17 protein-coding genes and 1 tRNA gene are annotated in these 16636 nt (G+C 29.8%); all 18 read right to left on the minus strand.

The features are described from left to right. Nucleotides 1-67 precede the first annotated feature (67 nt). The 18 genes from pseI to FDT66_RS12340 all read right to left on the minus strand — a co-directional run bounded on the left by pseI (nt 68) and on the right by FDT66_RS12340 (nt 16598). The gene (gene pseI / locus FDT66_RS12255) at nt 68-1108 is read right to left on the minus strand and encodes a pseudaminic acid synthase (RefSeq protein WP_138536955.1); all 1041 of its coding nucleotides are present in this window, start codon (nt 1106-1108) and stop codon (nt 68-70) included. Between the two features lie 12 nt (nt 1109-1120). After that, complete coding sequence (locus tag FDT66_RS12260; RefSeq protein WP_138536957.1) at nt 1121-1831, minus strand: PIG-L deacetylase family protein; 711 nt, start codon at nt 1829-1831, stop codon at nt 1121-1123. Then, on the minus strand, nt 1809-2492 hold the full coding sequence (locus FDT66_RS12265) for a methionyl-tRNA formyltransferase (protein ID WP_138536959.1): 684 nt from the start codon (nt 2490-2492) through the stop codon (nt 1809-1811). Before FDT66_RS12265 ends, FDT66_RS12260 begins: the two co-directional genes overlap by 23 nt. Beyond that, nucleotides 2485-3123, minus strand: coding sequence for a formyltransferase family protein (locus FDT66_RS12270; protein ID WP_138536961.1), 639 nt, complete (start codon nt 3121-3123; stop codon nt 2485-2487). Before FDT66_RS12270 ends, FDT66_RS12265 begins: the two co-directional genes overlap by 8 nt. Beyond that, a complete protein-coding gene (gene pseG / locus FDT66_RS12275) occupies nt 3117-4139 on the minus strand; it encodes a UDP-2,4-diacetamido-2,4,6-trideoxy-beta-L-altropyranose hydrolase (protein WP_138536963.1) in 1023 nt (340 codons plus the stop codon). Before pseG ends, FDT66_RS12270 begins: the two co-directional genes overlap by 7 nt. Beyond that, nucleotides 4117-4821, minus strand: coding sequence for a pseudaminic acid cytidylyltransferase (pseF, locus tag FDT66_RS12280; protein WP_138536965.1), 705 nt, complete (start codon nt 4819-4821; stop codon nt 4117-4119). The genes pseG and pseF overlap by 23 nt, the downstream gene beginning before the upstream one ends. Further along, entirely contained in the window at nt 4814-5956 is a 1143-nt protein-coding gene (gene pseC, locus FDT66_RS12285; RefSeq protein ID WP_138536967.1) for a UDP-4-amino-4,6-dideoxy-N-acetyl-beta-L-altrosamine transaminase, read from the minus strand. Before pseC ends, pseF begins: the two co-directional genes overlap by 8 nt. Next, nucleotides 5956-6990 carry a UDP-N-acetylglucosamine 4,6-dehydratase (inverting) gene (gene pseB, locus FDT66_RS12290; protein WP_138536969.1) on the minus strand — a complete coding sequence of 345 codons (1035 nt, stop codon included), beginning with the start codon at nt 6988-6990 and terminating at the stop codon, nt 5956-5958. Before pseB ends, pseC begins: the two co-directional genes overlap by 1 nt. After that, nucleotides 6987-8207 carry a UDP-N-acetyl-D-mannosamine dehydrogenase gene (gene wecC / locus FDT66_RS12295; RefSeq protein ID WP_138536970.1) on the minus strand — a complete coding sequence of 407 codons (1221 nt, stop codon included), beginning with the start codon at nt 8205-8207 and terminating at the stop codon, nt 6987-6989. The genes pseB and wecC overlap by 4 nt, the downstream gene beginning before the upstream one ends. Nucleotide 8208: 1 nt before the next feature. After that, nucleotides 8209-9327 carry a non-hydrolyzing UDP-N-acetylglucosamine 2-epimerase gene (wecB, locus tag FDT66_RS12300; protein ID WP_138536972.1) on the minus strand — a complete coding sequence of 373 codons (1119 nt, stop codon included), beginning with the start codon at nt 9325-9327 and terminating at the stop codon, nt 8209-8211. A 5-nt stretch (nt 9328-9332) separates the two neighbouring features. Beyond that, on the minus strand, nt 9333-10460 hold the full coding sequence (gmd, locus tag FDT66_RS12305) for a GDP-mannose 4,6-dehydratase (protein WP_138536978.1): 1128 nt from the start codon (nt 10458-10460) through the stop codon (nt 9333-9335). A gap of 3 nt (nt 10461-10463) precedes the next feature. Then, nucleotides 10464-11426 (minus strand): GDP-L-fucose synthase family protein, encoded by a 963-nt coding sequence (locus tag FDT66_RS12310; RefSeq protein WP_138536980.1) that lies wholly within the window; start codon nt 11424-11426, stop codon nt 10464-10466. A gap of 12 nt (nt 11427-11438) precedes the next feature. Beyond that, nucleotides 11439-12752 (minus strand): UDP-glucose dehydrogenase family protein, encoded by a 1314-nt coding sequence (locus FDT66_RS12315; RefSeq protein ID WP_138536982.1) that lies wholly within the window; start codon nt 12750-12752, stop codon nt 11439-11441. Next, on the minus strand, nt 12752-13183 hold the full coding sequence (locus FDT66_RS12320) for an adenylyltransferase/cytidyltransferase family protein (RefSeq protein WP_138536984.1): 432 nt from the start codon (nt 13181-13183) through the stop codon (nt 12752-12754). Before FDT66_RS12320 ends, FDT66_RS12315 begins: the two co-directional genes overlap by 1 nt. A 22-nt stretch (nt 13184-13205) precedes the next feature. Continuing rightward, a complete protein-coding gene (locus tag FDT66_RS12325; protein WP_138536986.1) occupies nt 13206-14141 on the minus strand; it encodes a Gfo/Idh/MocA family protein in 936 nt (311 codons plus the stop codon). A 3-nt stretch (nt 14142-14144) separates the two neighbouring features. Continuing rightward, entirely contained in the window at nt 14145-15428 is a 1284-nt protein-coding gene (locus tag FDT66_RS12330) for a nucleotide sugar dehydrogenase (protein WP_138536988.1), read from the minus strand. Continuing rightward, nucleotides 15421-16410: an SDR family oxidoreductase gene (locus FDT66_RS12335; RefSeq protein WP_138536990.1), complete on the minus strand. Its 990-nt coding sequence runs from the start codon at nt 16408-16410 to the stop codon at nt 15421-15423. The genes FDT66_RS12330 and FDT66_RS12335 overlap by 8 nt, the downstream gene beginning before the upstream one ends. Nucleotides 16411-16520: 110 nt before the next feature. Next, a tRNA-Val gene (locus tag FDT66_RS12340) sits at nt 16521-16598 on the minus strand. Nucleotides 16599-16636 lie beyond the last annotated feature (38 nt).

Raw genomic sequence — 16636 nt, forward strand, 5'->3', positions numbered from 1 at the left:
TTTTTCTTTTTTACAATTATTTTTATCTCTAATAAAAAACTACAGACCTGTTTTTATTAAAAAAACCTTATTCAAACATATTTAAAGATAAAGGCTCTCCTTTTGGGCAATCTTTAATAAAACTTTTTCCTAAAATCTCTTTATAATATTTAGGATGAAGACCATAACCAGGCCTAATTGATCTTATATTTTTATCTGTAAGTAAGTCACCTTTTTTTACATCCTCTACAATAAATAAAGATCTAGCGAATTTTCTATTCTTTTTTACTTTCTCTGTCACATCATAAGACACTGTACCTAATAATTTTTCTGTATCTCTAATAGCATCAACCATTTCTTTAAATTCTATTTCATCCAAAGAAAAATCTGCATCTGGTCCACCTATAGATTTATTTAAAATAAAGTGTTTTTCTATAACTTTAGCTCCTAGAGTTGTAGCAACTGCTGGTGCTAAAACACCATAGGTATGATCACTAAAACCAACTTCTACATTAAACCTTTTTTGCAAATCTTTTATAGTATTTAAGTTTGCCAGCTCTAATGGGGCTGGATAAGAGGACGTACACTTTAAAAGTATTATTTCATTATTTCCAACTTTTCTGCATGTATCTACAGCCAATTGAATATCTGTTAATTCTGCGATACCTGTAGACATAATAATTGGTTTCATTTTAGAAGCAGCATACTCTATTAATGGAATATCTTGAATTTCAAAAGATGCTATCTTGTAAGCAGGAACATCTAAATTTTCTAAAAAGTCAACAGCTGAGATATCAAAAGGAGAAGAAAAACATATTAAACCCTCTTCTTTAGCTACTTTAAAAAGAGTTTCATGCCATTCCCAAGGTGTATATGCCTCTCCATATAATTCAAATAGCGTCTTTCCGTCCCACAAAGTTCCCTCATTAATTTGGAAATGATGATTACTATGGTTAATAGTCATAGTTTCTGGTGTGTAAGTCTGTAATTTAATAGCATCTGCACCTGTTCTCTTAGCTGCTCTTATGGTTTCTATTGCAATATCTAAACTACCATTATGATTTGCAGATAACTCTGCAATAATAAAACATGGTTGATTTTTGCCAATTGTATAATTTCCAATCTTCATTTTTTTATTTTTTTAATTTATTGCTCTAACAATGGTAAATGCTTCTGCATATTCTTTTCCAACAATGACACCTCTTTGCTGAGCTAAAATTTTCAGTGCCTCTGGTGATCTTGGGTGTGGATATTTTCTTTTTTCAAATTCATAAGCTTCCATTCCTTGTATTTTTGCTTGCAAGTTTAATTCTGATACTTCAACAAACATATTTGGAATAAAATGTTTAGGATCTGTGCTAGCTCTCCATTCTGTTCCAGATGGAGTTTCAAAAGTGATAATAGCTTTAACTTTTTCATGGCTCATTGGTCTAACTGCTGTGATAACAGCTTCAAATGTTCTTTGATGGTCTACATTTACATCTCCTCCATGATGGGTAAATATAATTTCTGGGTTAAATTCAGTTTTTTCTTCTTCTACAACTTTAATTATATCTAATAAATCTACACTGTCGAATCTATTATCAGGAAAATCATAAACTCCAACTGAAGAATATCCAATAGATTTTCTTGCACTTTCAATATTTTCTTTATGCCTTTGTAATTGTTTGTTCCAGAATTCAACATCTCTGGATTCACCTCTAGAAGTAATACCTTCACCCAAAATTACTGCTCTGATTGTACATCCATAATCTGTAATTAACTTATTCATTGTAGCACCTAGGCCTAAAAGCTCATCATCTGGATGAGCTACTACAACTAATATTTTTTTATTTCTTAACGATTCTAACATCTGATATTATTGTTTCATTTGACTTTAACGAAGCTCTTGTAAATTCAAATTTAAAAAAATCTGTTTCAATATAAGCTTTTGGATATCCATCTGCATCTAACATTCTAATATGATCATAAAGTGTATTAACATCTTTAATTTCTTTGTTTATTTTACTCATTTCTGGAGTTCTTCTTTTAAATATTACAGGTTCTCCTGTTTGAGCTACTGGTGTCATATTTTGATTGATTATCTTAACAATCATATTACAAATCACATCATTTGCTCTTAAAAAAATCTCTTCTGCAGTACCAAACAAATTTAATTTTTCTTTCAAATAAATTGGACCGCCATCTATTTTTTTTACCACTTTTATTGCACTAATTTTTGTTTCTTTTATTTTTTTAGCAATTAAATTTTGTAAAGGACTTCCTCCTCTACCAAATGGTAAATCTGTCATATGAAAAACTATGCAATTATAATTTTCATAAATTTCTTCTTTTATAATATACGACCAATGAGGAATGAAAATATAATCTGGATTAATCTGCTGGAGTTTTTCAGAGTTAAAATCATTTTTATTATCTATAAAAAACCAATTATCATTAGAAAAGTGAGCCTTCATCTTATCAGCTAATGAGATATTCCAAGGCTTATGAGATAAAATTAAATAATTATTCATTTTTTTTATAAATTTTTAATAAATATTGTTGTCCATTAATATTAAAAAAAGCTGGATATCTTTCATTATCGCAAACTCTCAAGAGATTAAATTGATCTTTTATGGATTTATTAATATCTAATTCACTATCTTTTGAAGTTCTTTTTGGATAAAAAGTTTCTTCACCAATTTGTTTTTCTCCTTTAATGTTTTTAATATCTTTTAAAAAATTAACAATTAAACTAATTGTTTTTTCGCCTTGTTTATGTTTAATTTCAGAAAGTAGTTCATGTCCTTTTAACTCAATAAAATCTTGATTGTATATTATTCCTGCATCAACTTTCTCTACCGCTTCGAAAAGAGTAATTGGTATAGAATTTTTACCTTCTAAAACTTGCCATGTCAATGGTGACCATCCTTTTCCTTTTGGAAGATCACTCTCATGAACAACCAAGTTATATTTATTTAAATTTAATTTTTTAAAAATTTTTTCGCAACTTAATAGACACAATACATCTCCTTTAATAACTTCTTCATGTTTTAAAAGTAAACGGACTTCATAATTAAATTTTTCTTTTATAATATTTACTAAATTTTTTGCATATGGTAAAATCCAAGAATTAGGATTATCTACTAAAACCTGTATTAACATAATAATTCTTTTGTAAGTTCTAAAAAACGAGATTTCTGCATACCGTCAAAGAAATGTTTTTGATTTTCTAACATTATTTTATAATTTTCTTGAGAATCATTTATAACCTCTAAAATTTTATTTTTAAAATCTACCTCATCCATTTCGTTAAAATTACCTGCAGAATAAATTAAACTATTGTTTATTAAGCCTTTATATATACTAAGTTGATTATCTATATAATAACCACTTAAGATAATCATATTGACTGCACAAACCTCATAACTTATTGTACTTGAAGGAACAATGGCAAAGTCACACTTCTTCATAAGTCCAATCATTTCTTTTTCATCCAACTTTTTATGCAAAAAAACTTTACTACAGTTTTGTTCTATTGTTCTATATATTTCTTTTTGTTTATATGCACTTCCTAAAACAATGTGTATTTCTTTGAAATCAGAAAATTCAACAATTGCATTTAAGCATTTGTGAGTTAAGTTATTAAAATCTGCCCCTCCAAAACAAATAAAAACTTTAGTAATGGTTTTTATTTCTCTATTTCTTTTTGATTCTTCCAAAAATAATGGACGTAAGATGGCATATTTGCTCCCAAGACCAAAAATGACATTTTTATGAGTTCCAAAATGTGCTTCAGTTACGAATAAAGAATGATTAACTACGATGTCTGCAGCTATTTCCTTTTCAATATTATCATCAATAAACACTAATTTAAAGCCGACTTTTTTTATTTTTTTTTGATAACTAAAATTAAACTGATAGCCATCAAGAATGATACAATGTTCGTTTGGAGAAAAATTTTCAGCTAACCAATTTGACTCTTCATAAATATTTATATTTTTAGGTAAAATTACCAAATTATGTTTTTTAGAAAATACTGATAATGTTGAATTTTCTTTTGTAACAAATATGCATTCATAATGTTCTTTATACATTTCTATTAATGCAAATAATCGAAATAAATGCCCTAAACCAATATTTGAATTTCCGTCTGCTCTAAAAATTATTTTCTTGGTCATTGAGCATAATTTTATATTTAATTTCGGCTAATTTCCAGTCAGTTTCTGTATCTATATCTTGGGCATGCAATTCTGATATTATAATTGCTCCAGAATTACTAGTATATAATTTTTTATGTTTTTTAAAGCAAGATGATTTTAACCAATAAAACTGACCAGAATCATGATATCTTGGTTCTAAATCTTGTGAACGAGTATTCATAAACTCATTCCAAACCATATTAACTTTTTTATTTTCAATTTTTAATGAGCGTTGTATTGGGAACGAAAACTCTAATACAGGAAATACACTATCGAATTTATCCTCTAAAAGGGTATTGTATGCGTTTCTAATTGTAATTGAATTAACGAAAGGAGCTGTTGGAAGCAAACAACAAATATTATCAAATTTTTTTTCTATATCATCATACTCTTTGATGACCTCCTCAATAACATCTGCTAACACAGCAAAATCGTTAGCATTATTAGTACTCCTTAAAAAAGGAACTTTTGCTCCAAATTTTTTTGCAACTTTAGCTATTTCAATATCCTCTGTTGAAACCATTACCTCATTAAAAAGCTCACACTTTACAGCCGCCTCTATTGAATAGGCTATAATAGGCTTACCAAGAAATTCTTTAATATTTTTCTTTGGTATTCTTTTACTCCCACCCCTTGCTGGTATAATACAAAGATTAGTCATAGAATTCGAGTACTTTATTTATTACAAAGTTTTGCTCTTCGTCAGATAAAGATGGATACATTGGTAAACTAATACATTTTGAATAAAAATTTTCTGAATTACTTAAATTTGCATCTTCGTAACCAATTTCCTTATAATAAGGCAAAGTATGAACAGGAATATAATGTATTTGAGCAAAAATATTATGATTTCTTAAAAAATCATAAAGTCTTTTTCTTTCATTAATTTCAATTACAAAAAGATGGTGTGCATTAAGATACCCTTCTGGTAAATTTTGATATTTAACCTTTCCTTTAAAAGCCATTTTATAATTACTAGCTAATTCATTTCTTCTTTTAACTCCTTCTTTATTTTTTAAAAGTTGACTTATCCCTAAAGCAGATTGGATATCTGTTAACCTATAATTATAACCTAATTCTTGCATTTCGTAAAACCATCCCCCATGATTTTCTATCATATTTTCTTTAGTGATACCATGAGTTCTTAACAATGAAAGCTTCTGAAATAATAGTTCTGAATTAGTAGTAATCATACCTCCTTCACCACATGCTATATGTTTTACTGGATGAAATGAAAAGACAGCAATATCTGCGTACTTTCCATTTCCACACATTTGTTTATTACCTTCTGAATCTATAAAATATCCTCCAGGTGAATGAGCTGCGTCTTCTATAATCCATAAATCATGCTCATTTGCAAGCTCTCTAAAACCCTCTAAATTAACAGGTAAACCTGCAAAATCTACAGGAATAATTCCTTTGAAAAACCCTCTTGGTTTACTCTCTATAAGTTCCCTTGTTTTTTTTAATGATAATAAATAAGATTTAGAGTCTATATCTGCAAACCAGACCTCACCTTCTGCATATTTAATACAATTAGCAGATGCAGCAAATGTTATTGGTGTTGTAATAACCCGTTCCCCTTTTTTTAAATCTAATGCTAAAACTGCTAAATGAAGTCCTGATGTAGCGTTATTTACGGCGACAGCGTATTTGGCACCAACATATGCAGCAAACTTATCTTCGAATTCTTTAACTTTTGGTCCTTGGGTTAAAAAATCTGATGTTAATGTTTCCACAACAGCATCAATATCGTTCTGATCAATATTTTGTCTTCCGTAAGGTATAGGTTTCATTATATTTTAAAATTAGAATCGACGTGTAATTTCACTAACTCTCTTAAACTTTCAACAGTTTCCCACTCAGTATTATTCCCAGAATCATAAGAAAAACCTTCTGGAACGTCAGTACCATTAAATGCTTCTTTATAATCTTCTTTCGAATATTTTGAATAAGGTGATTTTTGAGGTAAAATAGCGTAGTATTTACCTAAATCAACTGTATTATAAGAATCTGATGATGTAATCATTTCTTCATGTAACTTTTCTCCTGGTCTAATTCCAACTATTTTTTGTTTTAATTCAGGTGCAATTGCTTCAGCTACATCTGGTATTCTATATGAAGGAATCTTTGGAACAAAGACCTCACCACCCCAAGCGTTTCCTATTGCATAAAAAACCATTTCACATCCGTCTTCTAAAGAAATATTAAACCTTGTCATTTTATCATCTGTTATAGGTAAAAAAGAGTCTCCTTTTTTCTTTTTATTTAAGAAAAAAGGCATAACAGAACCGTTGGATCCCATAACATTTCCATACCTTACCACAGAAAATTTAATATCTCTTTTACCTTTAATGTTATTTGCAGCAATAAAAAGTTTATCCGAAGCTAATTTGGTCGCTCCATATAAATTAATTGGAGCAGCTGCTTTATCAGTAGATAAAGCTACAACATTTTTAACACCACTTTTAAGAGCTGCATTAATAACATTTTCTGCACCATTAATATTTGTTTTTACACATTCCATCGGATTGTATTCTGCTAAATGAACGTGTTTCATAGCTGCTGCATGAATTACTATATCGATATCTTCAAATGCAGTTTCTAATCTTTTAGAATCTCTTACGTCTCCAATAAAATATCTTATTTGTGGATATTCATTTTCAGAAAATTCTTGTGACATTTGAAAATGTTTCTGTTCATCTCTGGAGAAAATTACTAATCTTTTGATATTAGGGTTTCTTTCCAAAATTAATTTTGTGAACATTTTTCCAAAAGAACCAGTTCCACCAGTTATCAAAATTGACTTATTACTTAAATCTAAATTCATATTCTATTCTTATTTATTCCACAAAAATCTAGTATTATTTTGTTTTGCTCTATGTTTAATTCTTTAAATTCTTTGTGAGCAACCAAAAAAACAACTATATCTGCAGCTTCAACTGCCTTTTTATAATCTGTTAATTTAAAAACATTATGCTCTTCAATATTTGGTTCTACAATAAAGTAGTTTCCATTATTGTCATTTTGTAATACTTTATTTACAATGTATTTTGCTGGAGATTCACGTAAGTCGTCGATATTAGGTTTAAATGCTAGCCCCATTAAAGCAATTTTTGGTTTTCTTTTATGCTCTAATTCAAATTTTAGTTTTTCATTTTGAATTTTTTCTGCACACCAAAAAGATTTATAGTTATTTACTTCACGAGCTGTACCTATAATTTTAGATTCCATTGGATAATCTGAGACTATAAAATAAGGATCTACAGCAATACAGTGTCCTCCAACTCCACATCCAGGTTGTAATATATTTACTCTTGGGTGTTTATTTGCTAAATTAATTAATTCCCAAACATTTATTTCTGCTTTATCACAAATTAAAGACAGTTCGTTTGCAAATGCAATCTGAACATCCCTTGATGAGTTCTCTGTTAACTTACACATTTCTGCAGTTCTTGCGTTAGTTGAGTGTAATTCTCCTTTTACAAATTGTTTATAAAAATTTAATGCTTTATTAGTGGATTTTTCATCGATTCCACCAATAACTCTATCATTGTATACTAATTCGTACATTACATTTCCTGGCAACACTCTTTCTGGACAATATGCTATATTTAATTTTCCTTCCAATTCAGGTCGTAAATTATATATAAGACGCATCATTTTCTCTGTAGTTCCAATTGGAGAGGTTGATTCAATAATATAAAGATCATCTTCTTTCAAAAGATGAATTATATTTTTTGTAGCAGCTTCAACATATGATATGTCAGGCTCGTGATTTCCTTTGAAAGGTGTTGGAACCACAACAAGGTAAGTATTTGCTTCCACTGGTTGTATTCCTGCTTTTAAAAACCCTTTTTTAACAGACTCCTCTACAGCTATATCTAAACTTGGCTCAACAATATGAATTTCGCCTTTATTAATGGTATCTACAATTTCTTGATTTACATCAACTCCATAAACCTGAATTCCATTCTGAGCAATTAATGCTGAGGTTGGTAAACCAATGTATCCTAATCCTACTGTTACAACTTCTACTTTCTTCATATTAAATATTTGAAATAAATTCAATTATTCTTTCACAAGCTCTACCATCCCCGTAAGGATTATGTAAAGAACTCATTAAAGAATAGTGTTTAGAATTATCTAATAATTTTTGTGTTTCTTTTATTATTAGCTTAGTATCTGTACCAACTAAAATTACTGTTCCAGCATCAACTGCCTCTGGTCTTTCCGTTGTGTCTCTCATTACCAAAACGGGTTTCCCCAAACTTGGCGCTTCTTCTTGTACACCTCCACTATCCGTAATTATCAAGTAAGATTTATTCATTAACCATACAAAAGTAGGGTATGATAAGGGTTTTATTAAATGAATATTTTTTACATTTGTAAGAAGCTCATTAACTGGCTTTAAAACATTTGGATTTAAATGTACTGGGTATACAATTTCTACATCAGGATTTTGAACTGCAATCTCTTTTAGAGCAGCACAAATATTGATGAACCCTTGACCATGATTTTCTCTTCTATGACCAGTTACTAATAGTACTCTCTTAGCAAAATCAACAATATCATTTAACTTTATAACATCTTCATTGTTCAAATTCTCTACTCTACTCGAACTTTCTAATAAAGCATCAATAACCGTATTTCCAGTGACCAAAATATTTTCTTTCACAATATTTTCTGACAATAAATTTTCTTGAGACTTTATTGTTGGTGCAAAATGATAAGTAGTTACTCTTCCTGTTACTTGCCTATTCATCTCTTCTGGAAAAGGAGATAGCATATTGTTTGTTCTTAAACCAGCTTCTACATGACAAACTTTTGCACCTGCATAAAAACCGGCAATACTTGCTGCCATTGTTGTTGTAGTGTCTCCATGAACATATACAAAATCTGGTTTATATTTTTCCAAAACAGGTTTTAAACCAGAAATAACCTCTCCAGTCAAATTGTATAAATTCTGATTTGGTTTCATTAAACTCAAGTCATAATCTGGAATTATATCAAAAAAAGATAAAACTTGATCCAACATTTCTCTATGTTGTCCAGTTACACAAACTTTTGTTTCAAATCTACTGTCTTCCAGAAATTTATTGACTAAAGGTGCCATTTTAATAGCTTCTGGCCTAGTTCCAAAAATGATTAAGTTTTTCTTTTTCATAAAAATTATTCAAAATAATTTAAAGTAGTATACCCTCCATTTTTTAGGTACTGATCTTTTTTCATTAATTTAATGTCGCTTCTCATCATATCTTCTACTAAATCTTTTAAATCATAGTCCGGAACCCAACCTAATTTTTCTTTTGCTTTTGTTGGATCTCCTATTAATAAATCTACTTCTGTCGGCCTAAAATATGAAGGGTCAACAGATAAAACCTCTTTCCCTATTTCTATTTGATATTCTGGATTATTACATTTTTTCACCAATGCTTTTTCATCAACTCCTTTTCCTTTAAATTCCAATTCGACGCCCACTTCAGCAAAACTCATTCTTACAAACTCGCGTACAGTTGTTGTTTTTCCTGTTGCAATAACCCAATCTTCTGCTTTGTCCGCCTGTAAAATCATCCACATCATTCTAACATAATCTTTGGCATGCCCCCAGTCACGTTTTGCATCCAAATTACCCAAATAGACTTTGTCTTGTAGACCTAAAGCTATTCTAGCTGTAGCTCTAGTAATTTTTCGAGTTACAAAAGTTTCTCCTCTTCTTGGAGACTCATGGTTAAACAAAATTCCATTACAGGCAAACATGTTATAAGCTTCCCTGTAATTTTTAGTAATCCAAAAACCGTATATTTTTGCAACTCCATATGGAGAACGAGGATAAAAAGGAGAATTTTCGTCGTAAAAACCACGTTCATTTTTATTTTCGGCCAATCCTCCATATAATTCTGAAGTTGAAGCTTGATATATTCTAGTTTTCTTCTCTAAACCTAAAAGCCTAACAGCTTCTAATATTCTTAAAGTTCCTAATCCATCTACATTTCCTACATATTCAGGAGTATCAAAAGAAACCTTTACGTGGGACATTGCTCCTAAGTTGTAAATTTCATCTGGCTGACATTCCTCTATAATTCTTGTTAAATTCATAGAATCCGTCAAATCTCCATAATGTAATTTTAAGCGTTGTTTTGGATGATGTGGATCTTGGTATAAATGATCAATACGATCGGTATTAAATAAAGAAGATCTTCTTTTTATACCATGGACCATATACCCTTTTTCTAATAACAACTCTGCCAAATATGACCCATCTTGCCCAGTAATTCCTGTAATTAATGCTACTTTCATACTTTAATTCGCTTCTAATTTCACTTCTTTAATACTATCTATATTTTTTAAAAACCATTTGTAGGTTTTTTCTATTCCATCTTCTAATTCTGTTGAATATTGCCAACCTAATTCTTTCATTTTTGAAACGTCCATTAATTTCCTAGGTGTTCCATCAGGTTTTGTTAAGTCCCAATTAATTTGTCCTTTATGCCCAACAACTTTCTGTATGGTTTCTGCTAATTCTTTAATAGTAATATCTTTACCTGTACCAATGTTATATAAATATTCTGGTAATTTATTTTCCAATGCATAAATTACAGCTTCTGCCATATCATCTACAAATAAAAATTCTCTCATTGGAGTTCCACTTCCCCATAAATTTACTGAAGCATTATTATTTGTTTTTGCTTCATGAAATTTACGAAGCATCGCAGGTAATACATGTGACGATTTTAAATCAAAATTATCAAAATAACCATATAAGTTTGTTGGCATTAAACTTACGTAATCTTTTTTAAATTGCTTTCTAATTGCCTGACATGCTTTTACCCCTGTAATTTTAGCAATGGCATACCATTCATTGGTTGGTTCTAATGAATCAGTTAAAAGATATTCTTCTTTTAATGGTTGTGGTGCAAACTTTGGGTAAATACAAGAACTTCCTAAAAAAATGAATTTTTCAACTCCTGTTTTTAATGCTCCTTCAATTAAATTATTTTGAATTTGCATATTTTCCATCAAAAATTGATAAGGAAAATCATTATTTGCTAAAATACCACCAACTCTTGCAGCTGCATCAATAATTATATCTGGTTTTTCATTTTTTAAAAAATCGAATACTTCTTGTTGATTTCTTAAATCTAAATCTTTACTTGTTTTGCCTATTAAATTCGAATAACCTTTTTTTTCTAAAGCTCGCCAAACTGCAGAACCAACCATACCTTTATGACCTGCTATATATACTTTAACTTTCTTATTAATCATTTTTAAATTAAATTATTTACCTATTTGATAGTATTCAAACCCTATTTCTTCTAGGTTGAATGCATTATATTGATTTCTTCCATCAAATATTATAGGTTGATTTAATTGTTTTTTTATCTCATCAAAATCTGGTGATCTAAACTCTTTCCACTCGGTTAGCAATATTAAAGCTTCTGAATTTTGTAAAACTTCATATTTAGATTTGTAATAGTTGATATTTTTTACATTATTTAAGTAATGCTCTTTTGCTTGTTTCATTGCTTTAGGATCGTAAGCATTTATTTTAGCGCCTCTTTTCACCAATTCTTTTATAACATACAAAGCTGGTGCTTCTCTAACATCATCTGTTCCTGGTTTAAAGGCTAAGCCCCAAACAGCGAATGTTTTGCCAGATAAATTTTCACCAAATCTTTTAATAACTTTTTCTGCAATAATAATTTTTTGAGCATTATTAACCTCCTCAACAGAAGCTATTAAGCTTGCTTTATACCCATGTTTTTCAGCAATTTTCCTCAAGGCATTTACGTCTTTAGGAAAGCAAGAGCCACCATATCCTGCACCAGGATATATAAAACTATATCCTATTCTTTTATCTGATCCAATACCAATTCTAACCTGATTTGCATCTGCACCAACTCTTTCACAAATATTCGCTATTTCATTCATAAAAGAAATCTTAGTAGCTAACATTGCATTTGCAGCGTACTTAGTCATTTCAGCAGAGCGAATATCCATGGTTATAAAACGATCGTGTGTTCTAAAAAAGGGAGAATACAATTGTTTCATCTTGTTGAAAGCGTAGTCAGAGTTTGCTCCTATTACTACTCTATCTGGTTTCATAAAATCATTGATAGCAGTTCCTTCTTTTAAGAATTCAGGATTAGAAACCATTTGAAAATTAATTTCTACTTCTCTTTTTTTTAACTCTGACTTAATTGTAGCCTTTACAATATCTGCTGTTCCAACTGGCACAGTAGATTTATTGACAACAATTATTTCTTTTTGCATTGTTTCGCCAATTGTTTTAGCTGCTGCAAGTACATATTGTAAATCTGCAGAGCCATCAGTACCCATAGGTGTGCCTACTGAAATAAATACAATTTCGACATCGTTTATTATAGTTGATAAGTCCGTTGTAAAAAAAAGATTCTTATTTTTAAGAACTATTTCTTCTAATCCTGGTTCGAAAATAGGGATTTTACCATTATTGAGTTTTTCTATTTTTATAGAATCAATATCTACGCAGGTAACTCTATTTCCCATTTCAGCAAAACAAGCAGCAGAAACCAAACCTACGTAGCCAGAGCCGATAACAGCTATCTTCATCACTTATCTTTTTCTTTCAAATTTTCTTTTTCTTGTACTTCTTTTCGAAGTTCACTGCTGGAAAAACGATGCTCTCTGTTATTAAAATAAAGCTCAATACCTTTTTCTTCACAATATTGTCTTCCTGTAAATTGTTTGCTCACGTATTCGTCTCCAATTACGCGAACATCTATTTTAAATGACCTAAGAATATCTTCTAAATCTTGCTCTGTTGCGTAAGGCACAATTTCATCTACATATTTACATCCTTTTAATTGAATATATCTTTCTACAACAGATTGTACTGGCCTATTTTTTTCTGGACGGTCTAATGTTGGATCTGTTTGAAGCCCACAAATTAAGTAATCACATTGACGTTTTGCGTCTTCCAACATTTTTATGTGACCTGCATGAAGCAAATCGAAAGAACTAAAAGTTATTCCTATTTTCATGTTGCAAATATAGTTTTTTTATTTAGCTTAAAAAGGGGTGTTTTTCTCCATTTTTTAAAATCTCATTGTTTCTGATACTATGAACAATTTCTATTGATTTTTTAACTTCGTTTAGTCCAAACCCTTCGTTTAAAAGAATTTTTTTATAACTCTCTGTATGAAGCTCTGTAAAACCTTTACTAAACTCTAGCTCTTCTCCGTCAATAGATATTGATCTAAATGTTCTTTGTTGTTTTTGTTTAACCTCATAAGGAAGATCATTTTCGTCAATTGACAGAAACCATCTTACTCTAGCATTTTCAAATTCTAGATAACCTGCTGCTTTATTTTTTTCTCTAAGATGAACAATATTCTCTTGCACATTTCCAAAAATCCAACTTAACATATCATAAAAATGCACTCCAATATTTGTTGCAATTCCACCAGATTTTGATTCATCTCCTTTCCAGGAAATATCATACCATTTACCTCTTGATGTGATGTAAGTTAAATCTATGTCATATTTACCATTCTTATCAGCTAAATCTACTTTGTTTTTAAGCTGAATAATAGATTCATGTAGCCTTAACTGGAGTATGGTATTAATTTTTCCTTTTGATTCTTTTTCAATAGCTGACAACGCATCTATATTCCATGGATTTAATACAATTGGCTTTTCACAAATTGCATCTGCATCTCTTCTTAAAGCCATTCTAATATGAGAATCATGTAAATAATTTGGTGTACAAATACTTACGTAATCTAAATTAATATTTTGATTTCTTTTTAATTTTTCTATATGCCTATCAAAACGTTCAAATTCAACAAAAAAATCAGAATTCGGAAAATAACTATCCATAATTCCTACAGAATCAAACTTATCCAAAGCAGCAATTAAATTGTTATTAGTGTCTTTTATAGCTTTTAAATGTCTTGGAGCAATGTAACCTGCAGCACCTATTAATGCAAAATTTTTCATTTTTTACAGTGACTTATTTATTACTTCTGATGGAAAAAAATTTTTAACATCATAAATAACAGATTTATTCTTTCTTATTTTTTTTAAATTTAATTTTTTAAATTCTTTGTGAGCAACCGTTAAAACAATAGCATCAAATTTTTTATTTGGAAGTATATTTTGAGACTTTAAATTATATTCTTTTTCTACCTCTTCCGAATTTGCTGCTGGATCGTAAATCGTCACATTTGTGCCAAAATCAATTAATTCATTAACAACATCTACAGCTTTTGTATTTCTAACATCGGGACAATCTTCTTTAAATGTTATCCCCAAAACCAATACATCTGCATTCTTTACTTCAACACCTTCTTTAATCATTAATTTAATCACCTCAGAAGCAACATATTCACCCATAGAGTCATTAACTCTTCTTCCTGCCAAAATAATTTCTGGGTGATAACCAAACTCTTGTGCTTTTTGAGCTAAATAGTAAGGATCAACACCAATACAATGCCCACCAACTAAACCTGGTTTGAATGGAAGAAAATTCCATTTAGTACCTGCTGCAGTCAAAACATCTTGCGTATTGATATCCATTAAATTGAAAATTTTTGCTAATTCATTTACAAAAGCAATATTTATATCTCTCTGAGAATTTTCAATCACTTTAGCTGCCTCTGCTACTTTTATAGTAGGTGCTAAATGAGTACCAGCTGTGATAACTGATTTATACAAATTATCAACTTTTTGCCCAATTTCTATTGTTGAACCTGAAGTTACTTTCAATATCTTTTCAACGGTGTGTTTCTTATCCCCTGGATTTATCCTTTCAGGAGAGTAACCTACATAAAAATCTTTATTAAATTTTAAATTTGAAAATTTTTCTAAAACAGGAACGCAATCTTCTTCTGTAGCCCCAGGGTAAACTGTAGATTCATAAATTACGATATCTCCTTTTTTTAAAACTTTACCAACTGTTTCACTAGCTTTAATTAAAGGAGTTAACAGAGGTTTATTGTTTTTATCTATGGGAGTTGGAACTGTAATAATAAAGTGATTACAGTTTAAAATATCATCGATTTGAGAAGTACAAAAAAGTCCATTTTTTAATGTATTTTTAGTTTTCAACACAGATGTCAAGACTGTCTTTTCAATCTCTAAAGTAGAATCTTCTCCATCATTCAGTTCACTTATTCTACGCTCATTAACATCAAAACCAACTACAGGATACTTTGTAGCAAAAAGTCTTGCTAAAGGCAAACCAACATATCCTAAACCAACTATACAAATATTAATTTTACTCATTTTTTAAATTTTTCCAGTACCATTTAATAGATTTCTCAAGACCTTGTTTTAAAGAGAATTTAGGGTTATAATTTAATTTTTTATTTGCTTTTAAAATACTTGCATGTGAATGAGGAATATCTCCTATCCTATTATCACCATATAAAATTTCTACGTTTTTTATTTCAGGATTATATTCAGATAAGTAATATTTTAAAAAACTCATTAAGTCATTTAGAGTATTTCTTTCTCCATAAGCTGCGTTATAAACTGTATTCACAGATTTTTTATTAGCTACTAAACTCAATAAATTAATTTGAACAATATTATCTATATATGTAAAATCTCTTGAATTTAAACCATCGCCGTTAATTGTAGGTGATTCTAAATTTATCAATTGATTTACAAATTTAGGAATTACAGCCGCATAAGCTCCATTAGGGTTTTGTTTTTTTCCAAAAACATTAAAGTAACGCAAACCAATAGTTTCTAGACCGTAGGTTTTTGAAAAAACATCTGCATATAATTCGTTTACATATTTAGTAACCGCATATGGAGAAAGTGGTTTTCCTATTTTATCCTCTACCTTTGGAAGCGATTCAGAGTCTCCATAGGTTGAAGAGCTCGCTGCATAAACAAAACGTTTTATCTTATTATCTCTGGAAGCAATTAACATATTTAAAAAACCTCCAACATTTACGTCATTTGTAGTAATTGGATCGTTTATGGATCTTGGAACAGAACCCAAAGCTGCTTGATGTAAAACATAATCAGCATTTTTGGTAACCCCTAAACAAGTGTTTAAGTTTCGAATATCACCTTCAATTAAAGTAAAGTTTGAATTTGATAAAAAAGGTTTTATATTTTCTACTTTTCCTGTTGAAAAGTTATCGAGACAAATAACCTCATTTTTTTTATCAAGTAAAGCTTCACAGAGGTTAGAACCAATAAAACCAGCACCTCCAGTTACAACTATTTTTTTTCCTGATAAATTAATATTCATTAATAGTAGTTTATTTTTTACTAAAAAGCGAATGTACAAAAATGGTAATTAAAAATACCGTAAATATGAAACATAAAAAAATCCTCCACAAATTGTGGAGGATTTTAATTTGGTGGGCAATGAGGGATTCGAACCCCCGACCCCCTCGGTGTAAACGAGGTGCTCTGAACCAACTGAGCTAATTGCCCTAAGCGGATGCAAATATAATACGCTTTTTTAATCTACC

It is taken from the genome of Polaribacter aestuariivivens (assembly GCF_005885675.1).
Taxonomy (GTDB): domain Bacteria; phylum Bacteroidota; class Bacteroidia; order Flavobacteriales; family Flavobacteriaceae; genus Polaribacter; species Polaribacter aestuariivivens.